The 23097-nt window shown below is 41.1% G+C and carries 27 protein-coding genes; 19 read left to right on the top strand and 8 right to left on the bottom strand.

Annotated features, from left to right (window positions below; genetic code table 11):
- Positions 1–10: 10 nt before the first annotated feature.
- The gene (vrrA, locus tag AC3WTB_RS12615; protein ID WP_059374616.1) at positions 11–715 is read right to left on the bottom strand and encodes a VrrA/YqfQ family protein; all 705 of its coding nucleotides are present in this window, start codon (positions 713–715) and stop codon (positions 11–13) included.
- 155 nt (positions 716–870) lie between these two features.
- On the opposite strand from vrrA, the gene AC3WTB_RS12610 reads away from it, so the two are divergent.
- The gene (locus tag AC3WTB_RS12610; RefSeq protein WP_024423009.1) at positions 871–2190 is read left to right on the top strand and encodes a DEAD/DEAH box helicase; all 1320 of its coding nucleotides are present in this window, start codon (positions 871–873) and stop codon (positions 2188–2190) included.
- Positions 2191–2199: 9 nt separating this feature from the next.
- Positions 2200–3093 carry a deoxyribonuclease IV gene (locus tag AC3WTB_RS12605; protein WP_024427965.1) on the top strand — a complete coding sequence of 298 codons (894 nt, stop codon included), beginning with the start codon at positions 2200–2202 and terminating at the stop codon, positions 3091–3093.
- 48 nt (positions 3094–3141) lie between these two features.
- Here AC3WTB_RS12605 and AC3WTB_RS12600 read toward each other — a convergent pair whose 3' ends face one another.
- A complete protein-coding gene (locus AC3WTB_RS12600; protein WP_024423008.1) occupies positions 3142–3396 on the bottom strand; it encodes a DUF2624 domain-containing protein in 255 nt (84 codons plus the stop codon).
- A 140-nt stretch (positions 3397–3536) separates the two neighbouring features.
- On the opposite strand from AC3WTB_RS12600, the gene AC3WTB_RS12595 reads away from it, so the two are divergent.
- The 5 genes from AC3WTB_RS12595 to AC3WTB_RS12575 all read left to right on the top strand — a co-directional run bounded on the left by AC3WTB_RS12595 (position 3537) and on the right by AC3WTB_RS12575 (position 7652).
- The gene (locus tag AC3WTB_RS12595; RefSeq protein ID WP_039180016.1) at positions 3537–4418 is read left to right on the top strand and encodes a YitT family protein; all 882 of its coding nucleotides are present in this window, start codon (positions 3537–3539) and stop codon (positions 4416–4418) included.
- A gap of 135 nt (positions 4419–4553) precedes the next feature.
- The gene (locus AC3WTB_RS12590; RefSeq protein ID WP_024423006.1) at positions 4554–5330 is read left to right on the top strand and encodes a metal ABC transporter ATP-binding protein; all 777 of its coding nucleotides are present in this window, start codon (positions 4554–4556) and stop codon (positions 5328–5330) included.
- Positions 5330–6190, top strand: coding sequence for a metal ABC transporter permease (locus tag AC3WTB_RS12585; RefSeq protein WP_024423005.1), 861 nt, complete (start codon positions 5330–5332; stop codon positions 6188–6190). Before AC3WTB_RS12590 ends, AC3WTB_RS12585 begins: the two co-directional genes overlap by 1 nt.
- Complete coding sequence (zur, locus tag AC3WTB_RS12580) at positions 6168–6596, top strand: zinc uptake transcriptional repressor Zur (protein ID WP_003217433.1); 429 nt, start codon at positions 6168–6170, stop codon at positions 6594–6596. The genes AC3WTB_RS12585 and zur overlap by 23 nt, the downstream gene beginning before the upstream one ends.
- A 138-nt stretch (positions 6597–6734) precedes the next feature.
- Complete coding sequence (locus tag AC3WTB_RS12575) at positions 6735–7652, top strand: ROK family protein (protein WP_492333786.1); 918 nt, start codon at positions 6735–6737, stop codon at positions 7650–7652.
- Positions 7653–7671: 19 nt separating this feature from the next.
- Here AC3WTB_RS12575 and AC3WTB_RS12570 read toward each other — a convergent pair whose 3' ends face one another.
- Complete coding sequence (locus AC3WTB_RS12570) at positions 7672–8250, bottom strand: 5' nucleotidase, NT5C type (protein WP_247544517.1); 579 nt, start codon at positions 8248–8250, stop codon at positions 7672–7674.
- 139 nt (positions 8251–8389) lie between these two features.
- On the opposite strand from AC3WTB_RS12570, the gene AC3WTB_RS12565 reads away from it, so the two are divergent.
- Positions 8390–8752 (top strand): DUF308 domain-containing protein, encoded by a 363-nt coding sequence (locus AC3WTB_RS12565; protein ID WP_024423002.1) that lies wholly within the window; start codon positions 8390–8392, stop codon positions 8750–8752.
- A gap of 43 nt (positions 8753–8795) precedes the next feature.
- On the opposite strand, the gene ispG is transcribed toward AC3WTB_RS12565, so the two are convergent.
- Positions 8796–9911: a flavodoxin-dependent (E)-4-hydroxy-3-methylbut-2-enyl-diphosphate synthase gene (ispG, locus tag AC3WTB_RS12560; RefSeq protein WP_024423001.1), complete on the bottom strand. Its 1116-nt coding sequence runs from the start codon at positions 9909–9911 to the stop codon at positions 8796–8798.
- Positions 9912–10016: 105 nt separating this feature from the next.
- On the bottom strand, positions 10017–10319 hold the full coding sequence (locus AC3WTB_RS12555) for a hypothetical protein (protein WP_492333785.1): 303 nt from the start codon (positions 10317–10319) through the stop codon (positions 10017–10019).
- Between the two features lie 198 nt (positions 10320–10517).
- Here AC3WTB_RS12555 and AC3WTB_RS12550 point away from each other — a divergent pair, with 198 nt between their 5' ends.
- Positions 10518–11063, top strand: coding sequence for a GNAT family N-acetyltransferase (locus AC3WTB_RS12550; protein ID WP_492333784.1), 546 nt, complete (start codon positions 10518–10520; stop codon positions 11061–11063).
- A gap of 74 nt (positions 11064–11137) precedes the next feature.
- Here the strand turns inward: AC3WTB_RS12550 and AC3WTB_RS12545 are convergent, their stop codons facing one another.
- The gene (locus tag AC3WTB_RS12545; protein ID WP_492333783.1) at positions 11138–11896 is read right to left on the bottom strand and encodes a DUF1189 domain-containing protein; all 759 of its coding nucleotides are present in this window, start codon (positions 11894–11896) and stop codon (positions 11138–11140) included.
- A gap of 145 nt (positions 11897–12041) precedes the next feature.
- Between AC3WTB_RS12545 and AC3WTB_RS12540 the strand changes: the two genes are divergently transcribed.
- From AC3WTB_RS12540 to pstB (AC3WTB_RS12500), 9 genes are all read left to right on the top strand, one after another.
- On the top strand, positions 12042–12527 hold the full coding sequence (locus AC3WTB_RS12540; protein ID WP_039180001.1) for a DUF456 domain-containing protein: 486 nt from the start codon (positions 12042–12044) through the stop codon (positions 12525–12527).
- 182 nt (positions 12528–12709) lie between these two features.
- Positions 12710–13318, top strand: a complete 609-nt coding sequence (gene sodA, locus AC3WTB_RS12535; RefSeq protein ID WP_007501264.1) for a superoxide dismutase SodA — start codon at positions 12710–12712, stop codon at positions 13316–13318.
- 122 nt (positions 13319–13440) lie between these two features.
- The gene (locus AC3WTB_RS12530) at positions 13441–14727 is read left to right on the top strand and encodes an MFS transporter (protein WP_039179998.1); all 1287 of its coding nucleotides are present in this window, start codon (positions 13441–13443) and stop codon (positions 14725–14727) included.
- A gap of 122 nt (positions 14728–14849) precedes the next feature.
- Complete coding sequence (locus tag AC3WTB_RS12525; RefSeq protein WP_058839077.1) at positions 14850–16985, top strand: peptidoglycan D,D-transpeptidase FtsI family protein; 2136 nt, start codon at positions 14850–14852, stop codon at positions 16983–16985.
- A 214-nt stretch (positions 16986–17199) separates the two neighbouring features.
- Positions 17200–18117, top strand: coding sequence for a phosphate ABC transporter substrate-binding protein (locus AC3WTB_RS12520; RefSeq protein WP_075623509.1), 918 nt, complete (start codon positions 17200–17202; stop codon positions 18115–18117).
- Between the two features lie 79 nt (positions 18118–18196).
- Positions 18197–19123, top strand: coding sequence for a phosphate ABC transporter permease subunit PstC (gene pstC, locus AC3WTB_RS12515; protein WP_492333782.1), 927 nt, complete (start codon positions 18197–18199; stop codon positions 19121–19123).
- Entirely contained in the window at positions 19123–20007 is an 885-nt protein-coding gene (pstA, locus tag AC3WTB_RS12510; protein ID WP_039179988.1) for a phosphate ABC transporter permease PstA, read from the top strand. Before pstC ends, pstA begins: the two co-directional genes overlap by 1 nt.
- Before the next feature lie 23 nt (positions 20008–20030).
- Positions 20031–20843 carry a phosphate ABC transporter ATP-binding protein PstB gene (pstB, locus tag AC3WTB_RS12505; RefSeq protein WP_024422992.1) on the top strand — a complete coding sequence of 271 codons (813 nt, stop codon included), beginning with the start codon at positions 20031–20033 and terminating at the stop codon, positions 20841–20843.
- Positions 20844–20858: 15 nt separating this feature from the next.
- Positions 20859–21641, top strand: coding sequence for a phosphate ABC transporter ATP-binding protein PstB (gene pstB, locus AC3WTB_RS12500; RefSeq protein WP_039179987.1), 783 nt, complete (start codon positions 20859–20861; stop codon positions 21639–21641).
- A 43-nt stretch (positions 21642–21684) separates the two neighbouring features.
- Here pstB (AC3WTB_RS12500) and AC3WTB_RS12495 read toward each other — a convergent pair whose 3' ends face one another.
- Together AC3WTB_RS12495 and AC3WTB_RS12490 are read right to left on the bottom strand one after the other, a co-directional pair.
- On the bottom strand, positions 21685–22185 hold the full coding sequence (locus AC3WTB_RS12495) for an endolytic transglycosylase MltG (RefSeq protein WP_064497607.1): 501 nt from the start codon (positions 22183–22185) through the stop codon (positions 21685–21687).
- Positions 22182–22529 (bottom strand): hypothetical protein, encoded by a 348-nt coding sequence (locus tag AC3WTB_RS12490; RefSeq protein WP_024422989.1) that lies wholly within the window; start codon positions 22527–22529, stop codon positions 22182–22184. Before AC3WTB_RS12490 ends, AC3WTB_RS12495 begins: the two co-directional genes overlap by 4 nt.
- 413 nt (positions 22530–22942) lie before the next feature.
- Between AC3WTB_RS12490 and rpmG the strand changes: the two genes are divergently transcribed.
- Positions 22943–23092: a 50S ribosomal protein L33 gene (rpmG, locus tag AC3WTB_RS12485; RefSeq protein WP_008360061.1), complete on the top strand. Its 150-nt coding sequence runs from the start codon at positions 22943–22945 to the stop codon at positions 23090–23092.
- Positions 23093–23097 lie beyond the last annotated feature (5 nt).

The raw sequence follows: 23097 nt of genomic DNA, 5'->3' as shown, positions 1-23097 counted from the left end.
TAAAAGATCACTAGACATATAGTTTTGGAACAGAGCTGCCAGATCTTTTTTTCGGTTTTGCTTCAGAAGCAGGTGATGTGTGTGGTGCTGCTTTTTTGACAAGGATGTCTTCGGGTTCAACATTTTCTTCTATTTCATCAGGTTGTGCTTCTTCCTCGGGCACTTCTGTTTCCGCGCTGGTCTCCGTTGATTCTGCATCATCGTCATTTGCATTTGCTTCATCATCGTCCGCACTGCCAAGCTGGCTGTACAGTTTAATCATTGCAGGTAAGTTTCTCACTAAAGGACCGTATTGCTGAATCATTGGCGTAAATTGCTGCGCCATCCCGAGCACTTTTTGAACATTTCCTAACATGCTTGAGAGAGTCGCAGGATTCGTGAAGCTCTGGATTCCTTGTAATCCCGCACCACCTCCAGAGACTCCAGCTCCTCCTGCGCCAGGAAGAAATTTAGAGAGCATGCCTTTAATTCCTGCTCCGCCGCCTAGTGCACGGCTCTCACCTCCTGGAATTCCGCCCATCCCGGGTAAACCGCCTCCCTGTACAGACGGGGAGCGAGGCATCATTTGCTGAAATGGATTGCCTTGCCCTTGAAAAGGCTGTTGGATAGGAGGCTGCTGCCCTCTTTGAAACATTCGGGGCTGTCCGCCATTTCCAAGGTGCCGGCGTGAGGGGCGGCGCGGCTGAAAATCGCCCATAGGCCTTTGCCCTAACATACTTGTACCTCCCTTACTGCATTCTCTTTCTCTTCATAGGTTATGCAAGGAAGCATCAATTGGTTTCCTGTAGGAAAAGCGGACATGGTTTTTTTACTGAAAATCAGCTATAATGAGGAGATGAGCAAAAAGGCATTGCCTTAAGGAGTGAAAACATGAAAGAAACAAAATTTACGACATATGAATTAAAGCCTTTTATTATAGATGCTATTCATGAACTAGGCTTTTATGAGCCGACTGATATTCAAAAAAGAATCATCCCTGCTGTTTTAAAAGGAGAAAGCGTGATTGGCCAGTCACAAACAGGAACAGGAAAAACTCATGCGTACTTACTGCCGCTGATTCATTCAATTGATCCAAGCAAAGAGCAGGTACAAGTCGTGATTACTGCGCCTACAAGAGAATTAGCCAATCAAATTTTCAAAGAAGCTCAAACGATTTTAAAGAATGCTTCTCCAGAAGAAGAGATCAAAGCGAAGCTTTACATTGGCGGAACGGACAAGCAGAAATCAATTCAAAAGCTAAAAAACCAGCCGCATTTGGTGGTCGGCACACCTGGACGTATTGCTGACCTCATTCATGAGCAGGCGCTGAATGTTTACAAAGCGACCTCTCTTGTCATTGATGAAGCGGATTTAATGCTGGATATGGGATTTTTAGAAGATGTGGACCGTATTGGTGCACAAATGCCAGAACAGCTGCAAATGCTTGTGTTCTCTGCAACCATCCCAGAAAAACTAAAGCCTTTCCTGAAAAAATATATGGACAATCCAAAGTATGCGCATGTTGAACCAAGACGGATTACAGCTGAAAACATTCAGCATATTTTAGTTCCATCTAAACAGCGTGATAAATTAAAATTGCTCCATGAAATGGTGACGAATGTACAGCCATATTTAGGGATCATTTTTGCCAATACAAAAACAACTGTTGATGAAATCGCATCGTTCCTACAAGAAAAAGGAATGAAAATCGGTGTGCTTCATGGCGGATTAACGCCGCGCGAACGTAAAAAAGTCATGAAACAAATTGAAGATTTGGAGTTCACTTATATTGTGGCATCTGATCTTGCAGCTCGCGGAATTGACATTAAAGGCGTCAGCCACGTGATTAACTATGAACTTCCATCTGATCTTGATTTTTATGTGCACCGCGTTGGAAGAACAGCTCGTGCTGGTTCATCTGGAATTGCTATGACCATTTATGAACTGGCTGATGAGGATGCACTCATTCAAATTGAGAAAATGGGCGTTGTGTTTGAAAACAAAACCATTGTTCATGGCGAATGGCGAGATGCCGATGACCGTCTGAAGCGTCAAAGACGTAAAAAAGCACCAAATGAAATTGAAGAAAAAGCAAAACGTCTTGTGAGAAAACCGAAAGCCGTCAAACCTGGATATAAAAAGAAAATGACACGTGAGATGGATAAAATCAAAAGACAGGAACGTAGAAAGTCAAAGCGTAATGGAAAGTAGGGGGAAACATTGTTAAAGATTGGTTCACATGTATCCATGAGCGGAAAACATATGCTTCTTGCAGCGAGTGAGGAAGCTGCCTCTTATGGTTCGAATACGTTTATGATTTATACAGGTGCACCGCAAAATACGCGCCGCAAAAAAATCGAGGACCTCAATATTGAAGCTGGACAAGCGCATATGAAAGAGCACGGCATGACAGATATAGTCGTCCATGCTCCGTATATTATCAATATTGGAAACACGGTGAATCCCGCGACATTTGAGCTTGGCGTAGACTTCCTGCGCTCTGAGATCGAGCGTACGGAAGCGCTAGGTGCAAGGCAAATTGTTCTTCACCCAGGTGCGCATGTTGGAGCAGGGGCAGAAGCAGGGATTCAAAAAATCATTGAAGGCTTAAACGAAGTCATTGTGAAAGGTCAAGAAGTTCAAATTGCACTTGAAACAATGGCAGGAAAAGGCTCAGAGTGCGGAAGAAGCTTTGAAGAGCTTGCCCAAATTATCGATGGAGTGACACATAACGAAGCTCTTTCTGTCTGCTTTGATACGTGTCACACGCACGATGCTGGTTACCCGATTGTGAGCGACTTTGATGGTGTGTTAGAAGAATTTGACCGAATTGTCGGCATTGACCGAATCAAAGTTCTTCATATTAATGACAGTAAAAACGTACAAGGCGCAAGAAAAGACCGACATGAAAATATCGGTTTTGGTGAAATTGGTTTCGATGCACTGAGCTATATTGTGCATCATCCCCAGCTTCAAGATGTGCCGAAAATTCTAGAAACGCCTTATGTAGGTGAAGATAAAAAGAACAAAAAACCACCTTACAAATTCGAAATTGCGATGCTGAAAGAAAAGCAATTTGATGAAGGCTTACTAGATAAAATTACGGGTCAATAAAAAAGGATGCAACATGATGAGGTGCCGCTAAATGCGGCCCTTTTTTGCTTAACTTGTAAACTGGTTAAACAAATCATTCACAGTCTGTGCTGTCTGTTTAGAAGTAATCGCTTCCACTTGCTTAAGAAGCCGGTTACGCTCTGAATCATTAAAAATATTGATGTTTTTCCCGTTCATGAGTTTGGCAACCTCAGCTGCTTGATGTGACGTTAAACTGACGCCATACTGTTTCGCATACCTTAACAGATCATTTGCTGTGATCTGATTGAGCCGCTGCAGGACAATTTTTTGGATTAAAATCAATTCCATTCCTCCCCTCTGTAACAATGTATGGGCGAAAACGGAAAATGTGCAAAAAATTTTATTTTATTCTGTGAAATGATAAAATAGTAAAGTGAATAAAATGTTCATTGAAAATTTAACATGTGTAGAAGGGAGAACGTATGGCAAATAGTAAACAGCATAGAAAGGAATCAGTGCCTCATTTTATTTTGAGAATTTTCCTGATTCTAGTAGGGGCTGCATGTGCAGCAGTCAGCATTGAATTATTTTTAGTGCCAAACAATATTATTGATGGGGGCATCATCGGCATTTCGCTTATTTTGGATTATCTCTTTACAGATAACCCGTTTATTAATTTTGCGACGATTGTTGTCATTTTAAATATTCCATTTATGATATCAGGATACAAGCATATTGGAAAAACCTTTCTGGTTTCCACTGTGATTGGGATTGTCAGCTTAGCCGTGATTGAATCTTCACTTCATCATGTGGAGGCATTTACAACACAGCCGATCTTAGCCACTGTATTTGGCGGGCTATTACTTGGATTTGGTGTTGGACTTGTCATCCGTAATGGAGGCTCAATGGATGGAACAGAGATTTTAGGAATTCTTTTGACGAAAAAAATCCCTTTCTCCGTCGGTGAGTTTGTTATGATCGTCAATGTGTTCATTTTTATATGGGCGGGCTTTGTTTTCGGACCAGAGCAGGCTATGTATTCTGTCATGACATATTATTTGGCAATGAAAACAATTGATGCTGTCATTCAAGGGCTTGATGAAACAAAAGCTGTCATTATCGTATCAGATCATTATGATGAAATTTCAGATGCAATTCTGCATCGACTCGGCAGGGGAACGACAAAGCTGAGAGGAAAAGGCGGCTATACAGATGAAGAAAAAGATGTCATCTACGCCGTTGTCACAAGGCTTGAAATTACAAAGCTGAAATCCATCGTATTTGAAATTGATGACCAAGCATTTATCACGATTATGGATACGCATGAAACAAAAGGCGGTAAGTTCAAAACAGCCATTCATTAGCTTTTATTTTACTTTTTTATCTTTCTTTTATATAATGAAATGTATGTATGGACAGAGAAAATGGCAAAAGCCATTTTCTTTTTGTTGTATAAATCGTAATCATTCTTTTTATATTGATTAAAGGTGGAAAGATTCATGGCAAAGCCAATTATTGAAATGAAGGACATTTCGTACTCATATGGACAGCGAAATGTCATTGATCACATTCATTTAACAGTAGAGGAAGGAAACTTTCTAGCACTTGTTGGACCGAATGGTTCTGGTAAAACAACCTTATTAAAATGCCTGCTCGGACTTATTAAACCGCAGCAAGGTGAATTAAAGCTATTTGGCACGCCTGTTTCAAAATTTAGAGACTGGGATCAAATTGGATTTGTTTCTCAAAAGGCGAATAGCTTCAATACGGGTTTCCCTGCTTCTGTATATGAGGTTGTCGCAAGCGGATTGACCGCGAAAATTGGTTTGTTTAAACGAATGAGCAAGCAGGATAAATGGCAAGTGGAAGATGCCATTCGCTCAGTTGGTATACAAGATTTAAAGCATCAAAACATCGGGGAGCTATCTGGCGGTCAGCAGCAGCGCGCATTTATTGCCCGTGCGCTTGTCAGTCAGCCAAAGCTGCTCATTTTGGATGAGCCCACAGTTGGGGTAGACCAGCGGACAGTAGAAGGCTTTTATCAGCTGCTCGAAACATTGAACAAAGAAAAAGGAATGTCTTTAATTCTCGTCACACACGACGTTGGCACCGTTTCTGATAAAGTCACCCATGTGGCTTGTTTAAATCAGACACTGCATTTCCACGGGGATGCAGAAGCATTTGATTCAATGGATGATCAGGCGCTATCCCAATTTTACGGGCATGACATTCAAGTGATTCATCACGACCATCACCATCATGGGGGACATGAATAATGCTATTTCCATTTTTTCATTATGAATTTTTACAAAATGCGTTTATCGCAGGGTTACTGATTGGTTTTATTGCGCCCTTACTTGGTGTATTTATTGTCGTCAGAAGGCTCTCGCTTATTGCAGATGCCCTCAGTCACGTATCACTTGCCGGTATTGCCGCAAGTCTATTTCTTGATAAAAAGTTTGGCCTTTTGACAGGGGTAAGCCCGCTGTACTTAGGGATGGCTTTTTCTGTTGCTGGTTCATTGTTTATTGAACGCCTGCGCTCCGTGTATAAACATTATCAGGAACTTGCCATTCCCATTATTTTATCAGGGGGAATTGGGATCTCCGTCATCTTCATTTCACTAGCGAATGGCTTTAATACAGATTTGTTTAGTTATTTATTCGGAAGTGTCAGTGCTGTGTCAAGACTCGATCTTTGGATTATTGTAGGGATCTCACTCGTTGTTGTGTTAGTTGTTGTGCTTTTATATAAAGAATTATTTTTGCTTTCTTTTGATGAAGAGCATGCAAAGGCTTCTGGTATTTCAGCAAAATGGATTCATTTTATTTTTATCTTAGTCGTTGCACTTGTCATTGCGGCATCGATGCGTATCGTTGGTACCCTGCTTGTGTCGGCGCTCATGACGCTTCCTGTTGCGGCAAGTATCCGCATTGCCAAAGGATTTAAACAGGCGATTTTCCTTTCGATCTTGTTTGGTGAATTGTCGGTATTAGCCGGATTGATTTTAAGCTATTATCTTGATTTAGCGCCAGGCGGAACCATTGTAATGCTGTCTATTTTGATTTTAATCGGGTGTATTAGTATTGGGAAATTCAGAAGGGGGAATCAACATGAACGTACAAGAAGCGCTTGATTTATTAAAGGAAAAAGGCTACAAATATACAAGCAAACGTGAAGATATGCTTCAATTGTTTTCTGATTCTGATAAATACTTGACCGCTAAAAATGTGCTGACGGCACTAAGTGAAGATTACCCGGGTCTTAGCTTTGATACAATATATCGAAACTTGTCACTATATGAAGACCTTGGAATATTGGAAACAACGGAATTGTCAGGGGAGAAACTATTCCGTTTCAAATGTTCATTTTCCCATCATCACCATCACTTTATTTGTCTTACATGCGGGAAAACAAAAGAAATCGATGCCTGTCCTATGGACAAGCTTGACGCCGATTTAGAGGATTATCATATTAGCGGACATAAATTTGAAATATACGGAACGTGTCCTTCCTGCGAACCGAAGGAAGTTCACTCGTGAAAAAAAGCCAGCCATGGAGCTGGCTTTTTTGTTTTGTCTTTTGAAAACGTTTTACAATGGGTGGCTGTTTCATTAAAATGAGATCAAGGTAATACAACGTGCAATTTGAGTCTTTTGGAGTAAAGGGAGGGGTCAAAAGTGGCATATTACGTCGTGTTTGATGTAGGCGGGACGAGAACGAAACATGGATTAATGGATCAGGATGGAAAGCTAATCACTAGCGGTGACTATCAGACGAACTGCCGGCAGCTCGAACCGTTTTTAGAAGTAATGGCGAATGTGGTCAGGGAATATCAAAGGATGCAGGATGTCAGGGGTATCGCCATCAGTCTTCCGGGCTTTGTGGACAGTGAATCAGGTTATACAGAATTTGCAGGCGCCATCATCGCCTTAAATGGTCAAAATGTAAAAACACTTTTAGAAGAGAAAACATCTCTTCGTGTAGAAGTGGAAAATGATGCGAACTGTGCAGCTCTCGCAGAAAAATATAGCGGCCATGCGAAAGAGTGTGACAGCTTTATTTGTATGACGCTTGGCACAGGTGTTGGTGGTGGTATTTTCGCTGGTGGTCAGCTTGTGCGCGGGGCTTCCTTTCGCGGCGGTGAATTTGGCATGATGCTGACAGAAACAGACAATGGACAATTTACAACACTCAACAGCAGCGCTTCAACGGCTGGACTCATTCGCAGCTATAAAGAAAAGCAAGGAATTCCGCAAAGTACACAAATAGACGGACAAGACATTTTTGAAAAGGCGAAGCACGATCCGTCCATTGAAAAACTGGTGGATCAGTGGTACAAGCGAATCGCCATTGGCATTTACAATGTAGCAACCGTCCTCAATCCAGAGAAAATTCTCATTGGCGGCGGCGTGAGCGCAAGACCAGATTTACTATCAAGTATTGAGAAACACCTACATACACTGCCTGCGTGGAAGAACATTCAGGTGAAGCTGGAAACGTGTTATTACTTGAATCAGGCAGGCATGAAGGGAGCGCTGTACCATTTCCTCATGAAAGAAGGGCAGCTTGCTCCATCGAAAAAGCCGATACATTAAATGTATCGGCTTTTCTACCTTAATAAGCAGCTTGCAGACGCTGTTCATATTGTTTGATCCATTGAGACGCTTCCTGCCAGTTGTTTACGCGAATAATTCTGTCGTCAATTGGCATCTGGTTATAAGGAGAGTTAAAAAGTATAACCGGGATGTCTGCCTCTTTTGCAATCATTGTGGCATTGCCGTGATGGTCTTCAAAAAATACATCAATCTTGTGCTTTTGAACGGCTTCCAGCTTATGATGACCGCCAACCAGCTCAATGTCATCATAATGCACGTCATGTTCTTGAAACCACTTGTAGGTGATATCTGAATGCTGCTGCCTTCTTGCTGTAATATAAATCAATTTGTGCTGCTGCTTCATTTGGTCGAGGATTTCTTTAGCACCCTCAGCAGGCTTTGCCTGTTTATAAATAAGAGGCTCATGCTCATTCATCCAGCCCCAAAATTCTTCTTGAGAAATCTTTAAAAGCTTCGTCAAATCATATTCTGTCATATCATCTAGTGTCATGGCACATTGGAACGACTCGTTTAAATAGGGAACAAAGGTGTCCTGTGCCGTCACTGTACCATCAATATCAATTCCTAAACGTAACATGCCCACACTCCTCATTTTTATACTCTTAAAGTGTAACATAATCATTTCACAATTCCAGCAAGTTTTAGCAAACATGAAACAGACATTTTTGCTCATACTAAAAAAGCTCCTTTCTATTAACCAAAAGGGGGAATTGATCATGGAAAGAGACGAGGATTTCAGAAGAAATGATCGTGAAATCGACACACACTTTAGTAATGATGATGGCTATTTAGAGGAAACAGCTGCTGAAATTGCAGAGCCATATCAAGCTTCAAGAGATCGAGAAGATAGACGAGGACGTGACCAAGCAGGTGACGATTCAGGCAGTAAAGGGATAGGCTATACAGCACTCGCGATTGCGATTATCTCATTATTTGTCTTGCCGGTGCTATTAGGGGTAGCGGCAATCGTCGTTGGTTATATTGCAAGAAGAAAAGGAGCACATGCGCTTGGCGCGTGGTCAATCGGGATCGGAATTGTTTCCGTCATCCTAGGCATATTTATCACCCCGTTCTTTTAACAAGAACAGAAAAACGCCTGACAATGACGTCAGGCGTTTTTTGTTATGCATTCGCTTGTTTTTCTTTTTCAGCTTCCATTTTCGCATAATGTTCTTCAGCGATTTTATCGATTTCTTTTTTCAGTTCTTCGACCATTGTTTCTTCAGGTACTTTACGAACAATTTCACCTTTACGGAACAATAATCCTTCGCCTCTAGCACCTGCGATGCCGATATCTGCTTCACGCGCTTCACCTGGACCATTTACAGCGCAGCCGAGGACTGCTACTTTAATCGGAGCTTTGATTTTAGAAATATATTCTTCGACTTCATTTGCAATGCTGATAAGGTCAATTTCAATTCGTCCACAAGTTGGGCAGGAGATCAGAGTTGCTGCATTTGATGCAAGACCAAATGATTTCAACAATTCACGTGCTACTTTTACTTCTTCAACTGGGTCAGCACTTAATGAGATACGGAGTGTGTTCCCAATCCCCATATTCAAAATAGCGCCAAGTCCAGCTGCACTTTTGACTGTACCTGCAAATAACGTACCTGATTCTGTAATCCCAAGATGAAGAGGATAATCAAAGGCTTTAGCCGCTTTTTCGTATGCCTCAATTGCAAGGTTTACATCAGATGCTTTCATACTGACGATGATGTCATGAAAGTCTAGGTCTTCTAGAATTTTAATGTGATGCAGTGCACTTTCGACCATACCATCTGCAGTTGGGTAGCCGTATTTATCAAGAATCTTTTTCTCTAATGAACCAGCGTTTACCCCAATACGAATTGGAATGCCTTTTTCTTTTGCTGCTTTGACAACAGCTTCGACTTTTTCTCTTCTTCCGATGTTTCCTGGATTGATTCGGATTTTGTCTGCGCCTGCTTCAATCGCTTTCAGTGCAAGCTTGTAGTCAAAATGAATATCCACAACAAGCGGGATGTTAATTTGTTTTTTAATGTCCGCAATTGCATTTGCTGCACGCTCATCTGGACATGCGACACGCACGATTTGACAGCCTGCCTCTTCTAAACGTTTAATTTCAGCGACTGTCGCTTCGACATCATGTGTTTTGGTTGTTGCCATACTTTGAATGACAACTTCATTATTTCCACCTATAGTTAAAGGTCCCACTTTGACGGGACGCGTTTTAGTACGATGTGTGACTTCACTCACTTGTCAATCGCTCCTTAGTGTACAAGCAATTCTTTGCCGTGTACGTCGTGTTTTACAGTTCATATTGTAACAGTCTCTTCGTATGAATGACAAGGAATTAACGTTTTATCTCTTATAGACAGGAAACTTATATGTGCTGCCTGCTCTGATTTCGTTCGCTTTCACACCTTGATTCAGCTCCTCGAAATCTTTAATGATATCATCAAGAGGCTTGCTTGTATGTACGATGGAGAGGACCGTTTCACCTTGTTTTACCGTGACGTTCTTATATGTCTTTTTCTCAGCTGTTTGAAGGGTACTTGCTGGAACGGCTGGGTTTTCCTCAACAGGAATGGTTCCATTTTTTAAATCAAAAAAGATAATAAAGAGGACAAACAAACTGATTAGTAAAAAAAGAATTCGCCGCATTTTACTCACCGCTTTTAAGAGTTTACTTCAGTCTATGCATGTCCTGAAATGATAGAACCAAAAAGAGGAGAAAAGCTGGAAAGGATGGTTCTAGTTAGTTCTAGTATGTCTTGTAATAAAACTGCTTGGGTCGTTGGTGTAAATAGGAGAGCAATCTCATATGACGATTATGATAAAATAAGAAAGGGGGGAGATTTTATGAAGAAAGTTAGTCAGCATATATATGTGAGAACACTAACAGAAAATGATGCAGAATCACTGTTAACATTAGAGCTTGAAAATCGCTCATATTTTCAGGAATTTACACCTTTGATCAAGGATGATTTCTTCACGTTACCTCGTCAAATTGAACGAATTCAGCGGAGTAGGCAAAGAAGAGAACAAGATGAATCATACATGCATGGTATCTTCTTAAATGAAACAGGTGCCTTAATTGGGACGATCTCTTTAAGTTCTGTCGTAAGAGGTCCGATAGAAGGAGCTTGGCTCGGGTATGTACTCGATCAAAGACAGGGCGGAAAAGGATATATGACAGAAGCCATTCGTTTAATCATTGACTATGCCTTTTATGAGTTAAATCTCCACCGGATTGAGGCTGGAGTAAAGCCGAGTAACAAGGGTTCTATTCGTGTACTTGAAAAGACAGGTTTTGAAAATGAGGGACTAAATCGTAAAAAAGTAAAGATTAATGGAGTGTGGGAGGATCATTATTTATTTGCGATCATCCATCCAGATGAGTCCTAGCGCATGAACATACATAAAAAGCTCCTCCGAGACGGGGGAGCTTTCATTGTGTAGACAAATCCTTGTTGGATGGATCAATTGCTTTTTTTTGCCGGTATTTCTTTTACCACAAGATATAAAAAGATAAAGTTAATGACCCAATTTAATAAAAATGAGTTTGCTACAGGCGTGTTTAATGCACTCATGATCGCGAAAAAGACCGTTGTTAATGTGAGTGAATAAGCGGAGAGCTTCCAAAGCATTTGGAAAGACAGCTCTTTTTGCTGCATTCGTTTAATAAATGTACCAAGCATTGCAAGGAATGTTGCGCTAATAAACATGAGCGCCGCAGTTGATAAATATAGCAGTACACAGATGACAGGGATAATAATCGCTTGGTTCTGATTTGTGACGCGAGCAAGTTCGTCTTTTGTCAGCGTTCCGCCAAGGAGCTGGTATGGAATATCTGTCATTTGCCCATCAATCGCAATCACTGCTTTTTCCTTTAATATAGCGATGGCTGTTTGCTTTGATTCAAGCTCACTTGCTTTTATTTTTTCAGCAGGATCAAAGATGATCGTAATGCCGTTTTCTTCTTTTTCTATTGGTGCACTTTGATCCGCTTGAAGCTTTCCTTTTTCAATTGAAAATTCGGGTAAATCTTTTTTGATCACGTGCTGAAATCCTGACATCGCATTCGAGATCTCTTGGCTCATATGATATCCCTGAGGAACTGCTGCGATAATTGAGAGGATAAAAATGAATAAAATCGCTTTACCGATTCCTGTAAATCTTGCTTTGGCAATATCTTTTGGTGAATAAATTCCTTTTAACAATAGATTAAATACGTTCAATACCCATTCACTTCCTACATTCTTTTCTATTTCTCATATTGTATCAATGTCTATCCATCAAGCACAAGTATGGCCCTCATCACTGGTTAAGATAGAAGGAATGAGGCATAATGTATACAGCATATAAAAAGGAGGCGGCAGGGTCTTGGACGTGCTTTATTGGATACTGATTGGCTGTGCATTTATCATTGCGTTTGTTGGACTGGTTTATCCAATTATTCCGAGTGTGGTCTTTATGGTACTCGGATTTATTCTATATGGTTTCTTCTTTAGCTTCGAGCCGCTTACACTGACGTTCTGGCTCATTCAAGCGATGTTTACCGCGGTATTATTTGCGGCCGATTATGTCTCAAACCTTATTGGGGTCAAGCGCTTTGGCGGCAGCAAGGCAGCTATATGGGGAAGCACCATTGGGTTATTAGCTGGTCCTTTTGTGATCCCCATTGCAGGAATTATTATTGGTCCATTTCTCGGGAGTGTCATTGCAGAGCTCCTTGTTCATCAAAAAGATTTGAAAACGAGTGTGAAAGTCGGATTAGGCTCATTAATTGGATTTGTATCAGGTGTTTTTGCAAAAGGATTGATTCAAGCGCTGATGCTAGGCATCTTTTTATTTTATGTCCTTCGCTAAGTTGAAAAAGGGTGTTTAAAACTTTTTCTAAAGGGCTAAATACAAAATAAACACTGAAATGTTTCAGAACATGAGCAATAACGTTGAAACAAGCTGTTTCTTTTGATACTCTTTGAGTAGGGTGAATTGCTGACTTACAAAGGAAGCATTTCAGTACATACATTTTAAGGAGGAAATTAACCATGGCTTTTAAACTTCCAGAATTACCATATGCTTACGATGCATTAGAACCACATATCGACAAGGAAACAATGACGATTCACCACACAAAACACCACAACACATATGTAACTAACTTAAACAAAGCAATCGAAGGTGTATCAGCTCTTGAAGATCAATCAATTGAAGAGCTAGTGGCTAACTTAAACTCAGTGCCTGAAAACATTCGTACAGCTGTACGTAACAATGGCGGAGGACATGCGAACCACTCATTATTCTGGACGCTTCTTTCACCAAACGGTGGCGGCGCACCAACTGGTGAACTTGCAGATGCAATCGAAAAAGAATTAGGCGGATTTGAAAAATTCAAATCTGATTTCGCTGCAGCAGCTGCAGGACGCTTTGGTTCTGGTTGGGCATGGCTTGTTGTGAACAACGGAAAACTTGAAATCACAAGCACGCCAAACCAAGATTCTCCTTTAACTGAAGGAAAAACGCCAATTCTAGGACTAGACGTTTGGGAGCATGCTTACTACCTAAACTACCAAAACCGTCGTCCTGATTACATTTCAGCATTCTGGAATGTTGTGAACTGGGATGAAGTAGCTCGCCTTTACAGCGAAGCAAAATAAATGATTTGATTCTAAAAGACCTGCTTTCAAGAGAAGCAGGTCTTTTTATATTTTCCCTCCTTTTTTTACATATCTGCCTTTTGATGAGACAGACTATTGTGTAGAAAAGGAGAATGAATGGTATGAGCAGATTAAAGAAAATGTTCGGGGACATGGATGTTACAAGAGATTTATTGCTCCTCCTCACGATTGGCGGGTTATACGCACTTGCCATTGCGCTTTCAAATACGTTTGTAAATGTGTACTTATGGAAACAGTCTGGGAAATTCACGGATCTTGCGATTTATAACTTGGCCATTGTGGTGCTTCAGCCCATTACGTTTTTATTCGCTGGCCGGCTCGCTAAAAAAATAGACCGGGCGTTTGTCCTTCGGTTCGGTGTCATCTTTTTAGCCGCTTTTTATTTGATTGTTTTAATGGCAGGAGAACAAGCGGCCGCACGGCTTGTTTTATTGGGAAGTGTCCTTGGGATCGGCTATGGTTTTTACTGGCTTGCTTTTAACGTACTCACCTTTGAGATCACCGAGCCTGAAACAAGAGACTTCTTTAATGGGTTTCTCGGGGTGCTTTCCTCAACTGCCGGCATGATTGGTCCTCTCATTGCGGGGATTGTCATTTCTCAGTTAACGGATGATACAGGCTACACAGTCATTTTCACGTTATCGCTTTTTTTGTTTTCATTAGCGGTTGTGATGAGCTTTTTCCTCAAAAGAAGGCAGTCAAAAGGCAAATTTATCATCAAACAAATTTGGAAAGAACGCCATGCAGACGAGAATTGGCGTAGGATTACATCAGCTCACTTTTTTCAAGGGCTTCGTGAAGGGGTCTTTGTCTTCTTAATCAGTGTCTTCGTGTTTATTGCAACAAACAGTGAGCTTGCTCTCGGGACGTTTGGTTTAGTGAATTCAGGTGTTGCGTTTTTTGCTTATTTCTTCGCTACGCGTTTGATTAAGAAAAAGTGGCGGAAGAAGGCGATTATGCTTGGCGGGCTGATTTTATACGGCGCCCTGTTTTTAATCGTTTTCCACTTGTCCTATGTTTCACTTCTGATGTATGCGGTAGCCATTGCGATAGGATATCCGCTCCTGCTTGTTCCTTATGTATCCTTAACATATGATGTCATCGGCCATGCAAGGTATGCCAGAAAGGCCAGAATTGAATATATTGTGGTCAGAGAGCTATTTTTAAATGCCGGCCGTATTAGTTCGATTATTTTGTTCCTGTTGTCTGTCACCTTACTAGGTGATGAGCTCGGAATCCCAGCATCTCTTGTTGTGCTCGGGGCGGGACATACCCTCATTTATTATTTTGTAAAAGATATTCATTTAAAAGAAAAAACAGCTGATATGAAAGAGGCGGACGGTCAAAAGCCAGTTTCTCACACGAACCTTATTAAGGGAGAAAGGTAAAATTTCTTACCAATGGAACATCAAATTTCTAGATAAATGATAAAAAAACCGCTAAAATGATGATGGCACCTTTTAAACACAAAAAGGGGTGCCATTTCTTTCTTGATAGAAAAGGTGATGTGATGAGAAACAAGAAAAACAAAAAAGACGCGAAGGAAGGGCGCAAAACACTTCCGATCCGGCTGAATTTATTATTTTTAGCTGCGTTTATTATTTTTACCGGCGTTGTCGTTAGACTCGGGTTTGTGCAAATTGTCAATGGAGAAGATTATAAAAAGCAGGCAGAGAAACAAGAAGATGTGAATGTCAGCTCATCTGCTCCGCGGGGAAAAATTTACGATCGAAACTACAATACGATTGTCAGCAATAAAGCGCTAAATGCCATTACATATACGAGAACCTCGACGACTTCACAAGAAGAGCGGCTCAAAGTGGCATCAAAATTAGCGGATATGATTCATGTGAGTACGAAAAAAATCACAGATCGTGACAAAAAAGATTTCTGGATCTTAACGCATCCGAATGAAGCGAAAAAGCTTGTTCAAAAGGAATCAGAATTAAAGGATGACGATAAGGTCTCTGATGATAAACTATATGAGCTTCAGCTAAAACGCATCACAGACAAGGAATTAAATCAACTGACGAAAAAAGATTTACAAGTGCTTGCTATTAAAAGGCAGATGGATGCAGGCTATGCACTGACGCCTCAATTTATTAAAAATGAAGATGTAAAGCCAAGTGAAATTGCTTACGTCTCTGAGCATTTGGACGAGCTGCCAGGTGTTGATGTGACGACAGACTGGTCACGTAGCTATCCGTATAAAGGACTGCTCCGCAGTATGCTTGGCAGTGTGTCTTCGAGTGATGAAGGTCTTCCGCAGTCACTTCTTGAGCATTATCTATCACTCGGCTACAGCCGAAATGACCGTGTAGGAAAAAGCTATCTTGAATATCAATATGAAGATGTCCTGCAGGGCCAAAAGGAAAAAGAACAGAGTACAACTGATAAACAGGGCAATGTCACAAGCTCTAAAGTGTTAACAGAAGGTAAAAGCGGGAAAGACCTTGTGCTGACAATTGACATTCAGCTGCAAAAAGCGGTTGAAAAAATTATTGAAAAGAACTTGAGAAGTGCGAAACAAAGAGGGGGAACTGAGCTTCTTGATCGCGCATTTGTTGTCATGATGGACCCGAGAAATGGAGAGGTTCTCTCTGTTGCGGGTAAGCAGATTTCAAACAAAAACGGAAAATACAAGTTCGATGACTACTCATTAGGAACGATGACATCCTCATATGCGATGGGATCAGCTGTAAAAGGGGCAACGGTACTGACCGGATATAAAACAGGCGCTATTCATATTGGAAGTACCCAGTATGATGAACCTCTCTATATCGCTCAGTCACCGCCAAAGAAATCCTATCAAAATATGGGACTCATTAATGATTTAACAGCACTAGAGCGTTCATCTAACGTGTATATGTTCAAAACAGCGATCGCCATTGGGAAAAGCGAATATCGTAAGAATCAGCCGCTCCCAATTGATCCGAAAGCATTTGATACGTTCCGCTACAATTTCAGTAAATTTGGCCTTGGCGTCAAAACTGGTATTGACCTGCCAAACGAGGCAACGGGCTACAGAGGAACGTCTACACAATCGGGTCTCTTACTTGACTATGCGATTGGACAGTATGATACGTTTACACCGCTGCAAATGGCGCAATACGTTTCAACCATTGCAAATGGCGGGTATCGTTTACGTCCGCAGCTTGTCAAAGAAGTGAGAGAGCCAGATCCGCAGCGCGGCATTGGAGCTGTGACAGAATCCGTCAAACCGGATGTATTGAATAAGCTAGACATGACAAGTGATGAAATCAAGCGTGTCCAGCAAGGCTTCAAGCTTGTGATGCAGAACCCAAGAGGGACAGCCTATTCAAACTTTGGCAACAAAAAGTATAATCCAGCTGGCAAAACAGGAACCGCTCAATCATTTTATGACGGTCCAATTAAAAGCAAGCGCGGTACACCGACGTATAACACAACTCTTGTAGCATACGCGCCTGCTGATAATCCAGAAGTGGCTATTTCCGTTGTCGTCCCGTGGGTGTATCAAGACTACAACCAGCGCTATCCAATTACAAATGATATTGGTGAACAAGTATTAGACAAGTACTTTGAACTGAAATCAAAACAGGAAAGCAATGATACACAGGCGAAAAACAAAAACAAAATTGAAAATGAAGCAGAAACAAATAACTAGACCTTTCATAGGTAAAAACGCTCACTTTTTGTGGGCGTTTTTTTACGTTTTCTTCAAAAATCCCGATATAAATTGACAAAATTCATAAAAAACGCCGCAATTTCTCTACAAAACTTCGACATTTACAAAACCTTAACATTCCATTTAAACGAAATTAATAAAGAACCTTTAATGTATTACTCGTAGGACAAATTATTCAGGGGGTATTCTTGAAATGAAAAAGAACAAATTATGGCTGCTTACTTTCCTTACTATCGCATTGTTAGCATTCGTCACAGCATGCGGAAACAGCAGCTCAAGCGGAGATTCAAAAGACAGTAAAGGAAATGCTTCAAACAAAGATGAGGCATCAGGTTCCATTACCATCTCAGGATCATCTGCGATGCAGCCTTTAGTTCTTGCGGCAGCAGAAAAATTCATGGATAAACATCCAAAAGCCGATATTCAAGTACAAGCCGGCGGTTCAGGAACAGGACTTTCTCAAGTTTCAGAAGGATCTGTACAAATTGGTAACTCAGATGTATTCGCTGAAGAGAAAGACGGAATCGACGCAAAAGCTTTAAAAGACCACAAAGTAGCAGTTGTTGGAATGGCCGCAGCTGTAAACCCTGAAGTGGGTGTCAAAGACATCACAAAGGACGAATTGAAAAAAATCTTCACTGGTAAAATCAAAAACTGGAAAGAGCTTGGCGGGAAAGACCAAAAAATCACACTTGTAAACAGACCTGATTCTTCAGGAACTCGTGCAACATTTGTGAAATATGCACTTGATGGTGCAACACCTGCAGAAGGAATCACAGAAGATTCTTCAAACACAGTGAAAAAACTGATTGCAGAAACACCAGGTGCGATTGGATACCTAGCATTCTCTTATTTAACAGATGACAAAATTACACCGCTTAGCATTGATGGTGTGAAACCAGAAGAAAGCAATGTAGAAAGCGGTAAATATACAATTTGGGCATACGAGCACTCTTATACAAAAGGTGAGCCGGAAGGTCTAGCAAAACAATTCTTAGATTACCTTATGAGTGACGAAGTACAAAAAGAAATCGTTAAAGACCAAGGCTACATCTCAGTCTCTAATATGAAAGTAGAAAGAGACGCAACAGGCAAACAATCAGATAAGTAAGAGGTCTTGAATTGCTGATGAAGGAAAAGTGGAGCATTTCACTTTTCCTTTTATGACATTCATAGGAGTGTAGAAAAAGATGAAGCAGATAGAACATACAGAAGCGATCGATCGGCTGATCAGCTCGAAGAAAAATAGGCAAATGGATGAAGTAAGAGGAAGTATTTTGGTGAGATTCTGCGCATTCTTAATGATTGCAGTATCCATCGCCATCACCATCTTCCTTGGCATTAAGGGTTTACAATCTTTCATCGTAAATGGTGTAAGCCCAATTGAGTTCTTAACCAGTATCAATTGGAACCCCACAGCAGAAAACCCGGAGTACGGCGCATTTCCTTTTATCTTTGGATCGATCGCCGTCACACTTCTATCGGCACTCATTGCAGCGCCGCTAGGCATCGCAGGAGCGATCTTTATGACAGAAATTGCACCTGCATGGGGCCGGAAAATTCTCCAGCCAGTCATTGAATTGCTTGTAGGGATTCCATCCGTTGTTTACGGATTCATAGGTCTTACAGTATTGGTGCCGTTTATCGGACATTTCAAGTCAAGCGGCTCAGGGCATAGCGTGTTAGCAGGAACGATTGTCCTGTCTATTATGATTCTGCCAACCGTTACATCTATTGCAACTGATGCAATGGCTTCCCTTCCAAAAAGCTTGCGTGAGGGATCGTATGCACTTGGCGCAACAAGGTGGCAAACGATTAGACGTGTGCTTGTACCAGCAGCTCTTCCAACATTAATGACAGCGGTCGTTCTTGGGATGGCGAGAGCATTTGGAGAAGCCCTTGCCGTTCAAATGGTCATTGGAAACACACGTAATTTACCAGAGAGCATTATGGATACAGCTGGTACATTAACAACCATTATTACGTTAAACATGGGTCACACAACGTATGGAAGTGTTGAAAACAATACACTTTGGTCAATGGGGCTTGTCCTTCTAGTTGTATCGTTTATGTTCATACTCATTATCAGATACTTGTCGTCTAGGAGGAAGATTTAATGAATAGCAAAATGACCGATCGTTTTGCCACGATTGTTTTTGGATTATGTGCCGCCATTATTACGGCGATCCTAGTTGGTTTGTTTTCTTATATCATTTTCAACGGTGCAAAAGAATTAAACTTTGACTTTTTGACAACCCGCTCAAGTGCAATTGGCTCTGGCGGCGGCATCAGGGATCAGCTGTTTAACTCGTTTTACATTTTGTTTATTACAATGCTGATCACAGTACCACTTGGTGTCGGCGGCGGAGTGTACATGGCTGAATATGCGCCTCAAAACAAAGTCACTGATTTTATTCGTACATGTATTGAAGTGCTGTCTTCACTTCCTTCCATTGTCATTGGTATGTTTGGTTTACTTATGTTTGTCAATTTAACAGGCTGGGGCTATACAATCATCGGAGGAGCTCTTGCGCTCACGGTGTTTAACCTGCCAGTGATGGTCAGGGTGACAGAAGACGCGCTTCGCTCTGTACCGAAGGATCAAAAGGAAGCATCACTAGCGCTCGGTGTAACGAAATGGCATACAGTGAAGACGGTCCTGATTCCAGGTGCGATTCCTTCTATTATTACCGGTGCGATTTTAGCATCAGGAAGAGTTTTCGGGGAGGCAGCAGCGCTTCTTTTCACAGCAGGCCTCACCACACCGCGTCTTGATTTTACAAACTGGAGTCCATTTTCTGATACGTCACCGCTGAATATTTTTAGACCGGCAGAAACATTAGCCGTTCATATATGGAACGTCAATACACAAGGAATCATTCCAGATGCAGAGGCCATTGCAAATGGTGCATCAGCCGTACTTGTGCTTTCAGTTTTAGTATTCAACTTAGCAGCTAGATGGCTTGGTTCATTTATTCATAAGAAGCTTACGTCAAAATAATGTGAGAAAGGTGTGAAGGGGATATGGTTCAAATGCTAGCAGAAAAAAAAGAGATTGCAGCAAAAAAGGCTCCACTTCAAGCAGAACAGATTTTACAGGTACAGGATTTAAGCATTTATTATGGGGAAAAAAGAGCGGTCAATCACATTTCATTTGAAATTGAGAAGAACGCAATTACCGCATTAATCGGCCCATCTGGCTGCGGGAAATCAACCTTTTTACGCAGCATTAACCGTATGAACGACTTGATCCCAGGTGCGAGAAGTGAAGGGGCGATCATGTACGAAGGGCTCAATATTTTGGATGACCGCATTAATGTGGTGAATTTACGAAGAGAAATCGGCATGGTTTTCCAAAAACCAAACCCATTTCCTAAATCGATCTACAATAACATTACCCATGCATTAAAGTATGCGGGAGAAAAAAGAAAATCAGTGCTTGATGATGCGGTAGAGGAAAGCTTAACAAAAGCGGCGCTTTGGGATGAGGTCAAAGATCGTCTGCACCGCTCAGCTTTGTCATTATCCGGCGGTCAGCAGCAGCGCCTTTGTATTGCCCGTACTCTTGCGATGAAGCCTAGCGTTCTTTTATTAGATGAACCTGCTTCTGCCCTAGACCCGATCTCAAATGCAAAAATTGAAGAGTTATTATCAGATTTGAAAAATGATTATTCGATCGTCATTGTGACTCACAACATGCAGCAAGCGTTACGTGTATCTGATCATACGGCCTTTTTCCTAAACGGTGATCTAGTAGAATATGATGCCACTGAACGTATCTTTACACGTCCTGCGCAGCAAAAAACAGAAGACTATATCAATGGTCGATTTGGATAAGGCGGGTGGATTTTGATGAATGCAGTAGCAACTGAAACAGCCAAAAAAGAAGTGTTTCGTGTGAATGATATGAACCTTTGGTACGGACAGCATCACGCACTCAAGCATATTGATTTAGACATAAGAGAGCATGAAGTCACAGCAATTATCGGTCCTTCCGGCTGCGGAAAGTCAACGTTTATCAAGACCTTAAATCTCATGGTCAAAACAGTGCCAGGTGTGAAAATCACCGGGGATATGATGTATAACGGTGACAATATTTTAAAAGGCCGTGTCGATCTAGTGGAACTGCGTAAAAACGTCGGGATGGTCTTTCAAAAAGGGAACCCATTCCCTCAATCTATCTTTGATAATGTCGTCTACGGGCCAAGAATTCACGGGGTGAAGAGCAAGCAGCAATTGAAAGAAATCGCTGAAAAAGCGCTTCGTGATGTTGCCCTTTGGGATGAAGTGAAGGATCGATTAAGTGCGCCTGCATTAGGTCTTTCCGGCGGTCAGCAGCAGCGTCTTTGTATCGCAAGAGCTATTGCCACAAGCCCAGACATCTTATTAATGGATGAACCAACATCAGCGCTTGATCCTGTCTCAACATTAAAGATTGAAGAACTGATTATGAAATTAAAAGAGAAATACACGATTGCCATTGTGACGCATAACATGCAGCAAGCGGCCAGGGTATCAGATAGAACAGCCTTCTTCTTAATGGGGGAGCTTGTTGAGATCAATGATACGAATGTGATGTTCTCGGAGCCAAATGATCAAAGAACAAATGATTATATATCTGGTCGATTTGGATAATAAAAACCCCTGGAGGTCAGCGCGCCGCCAGGGGTTTTTGTTGTTATTTTGTTAAGGCTTTGACGATTTGTTTGAACGTCATCCCTGTTTTTAAATTGAACTTGCCTGCACGAATTTCTTTATGATAGCCGGCGTCAATCACGTAATCATTAAAATCTTTAGACGAGTTGATGATTCCGTCCTTTTCAAGCATGTCTGAAACATCACTTGTGCTCATCCCGTTTTTAATAACGAATTTGACCGATTTGCCTTTAGGCTTGTCTGATGTTTCTTTATCATTTTTAGAATCGCCGTCTTCATTTGCTTTCAGTGCTTTTTCTTTATAATCAAGAAGCTGCTGATATGTTTCACGGCTGACGGAGACTTCTTTTTTAGAGTCTAAATAGTTTTTCACGTCAGTGTCTGTTACTTTCGCTGCGAGCGTTTCTTTTGTGGTGGTATCAGCCGTCGCTTCATCTTTTCCAGTGAGGAAAAAAACGATTGCCAGAACACCAGTTGCAAGAATCATACCTGCCGCAAACGTTTGGATGCTTTTTTTCGTCATACAAGCACCTTCTCGTTGTCTTTAATGATCATGTTGACTTCATCTACAGATACATGCTCAGCGCGCGCAATGGCCTCAGGAGACATGCCATTTTGATGCTTTGAAATGATTTGTCTTGCGATAGATGGATCAATTTCTGAATGTTTGCGGACGACGATGTTTGTTTCAAGCAATTCTTCTTCAAGAACCTTCATTTTCTTTTTCAGTTTATAGATTTCTTGCATTGCAGATAGTTGAAGTGTTTCAAGTTCCTGCTCGACTTCTTTAATCGGTTCTCTTTGAAAATATGAGAATGCGATCAGTACGATACTGACAACAAGCAATCCGATAATTGCAATTTCCATGTTTCATCACCTTTTATTCATATTTTAATGCTGAAAGCCATAAAAGGCTTTCATGATTGTTTCAGACAGTTTTTGACCCTTCTTTTTTATACCATAAAAAAGCTAGTTTCAAAAGGAATTGCTGAAAAAATCACCTTTTTTTCATCTTTTTTCTTTTTATATGAAAAACGAGTATGAAAATTTTGCTCGCTGTCAAAATAAAAGAGGGTTTCTCATGTATACAGTACGACAAAGATTGACGTTTTATAGGGGAGCATGCCATTTTTCATGAAATGACCGTGCGATATAAATCAGAACGCAGACGGATTGCACTGAAATTGAAATTGGTGAAAAAACATTCTAGCATTCCTAAGCTAGAAGTGGTATTATAGTTAGGTCTGAATGTGAATTGATTTTAGTTTGGAGGGAAAAACATGCGCGTAAATATTACTCTAGCTTGCACTGAATGCGGTGAGCGTAACTATATTACTAAAAAGAATAAGCGAAACAATCCAGATCGCGTTGAATTCAAAAAGTATTGCTCACGTGATAAAAAACAAACTTTACATCGTGAAACAAAGTAAGCAGC

The sequence above is a fragment of the Bacillus sp. EB106-04-04-XG123 genome (assembly GCF_058791855.1).
The sequence above is the reverse complement of the archived record's forward strand: the minus strand, read 5'-3'. Positions and strand labels throughout refer to the sequence as shown.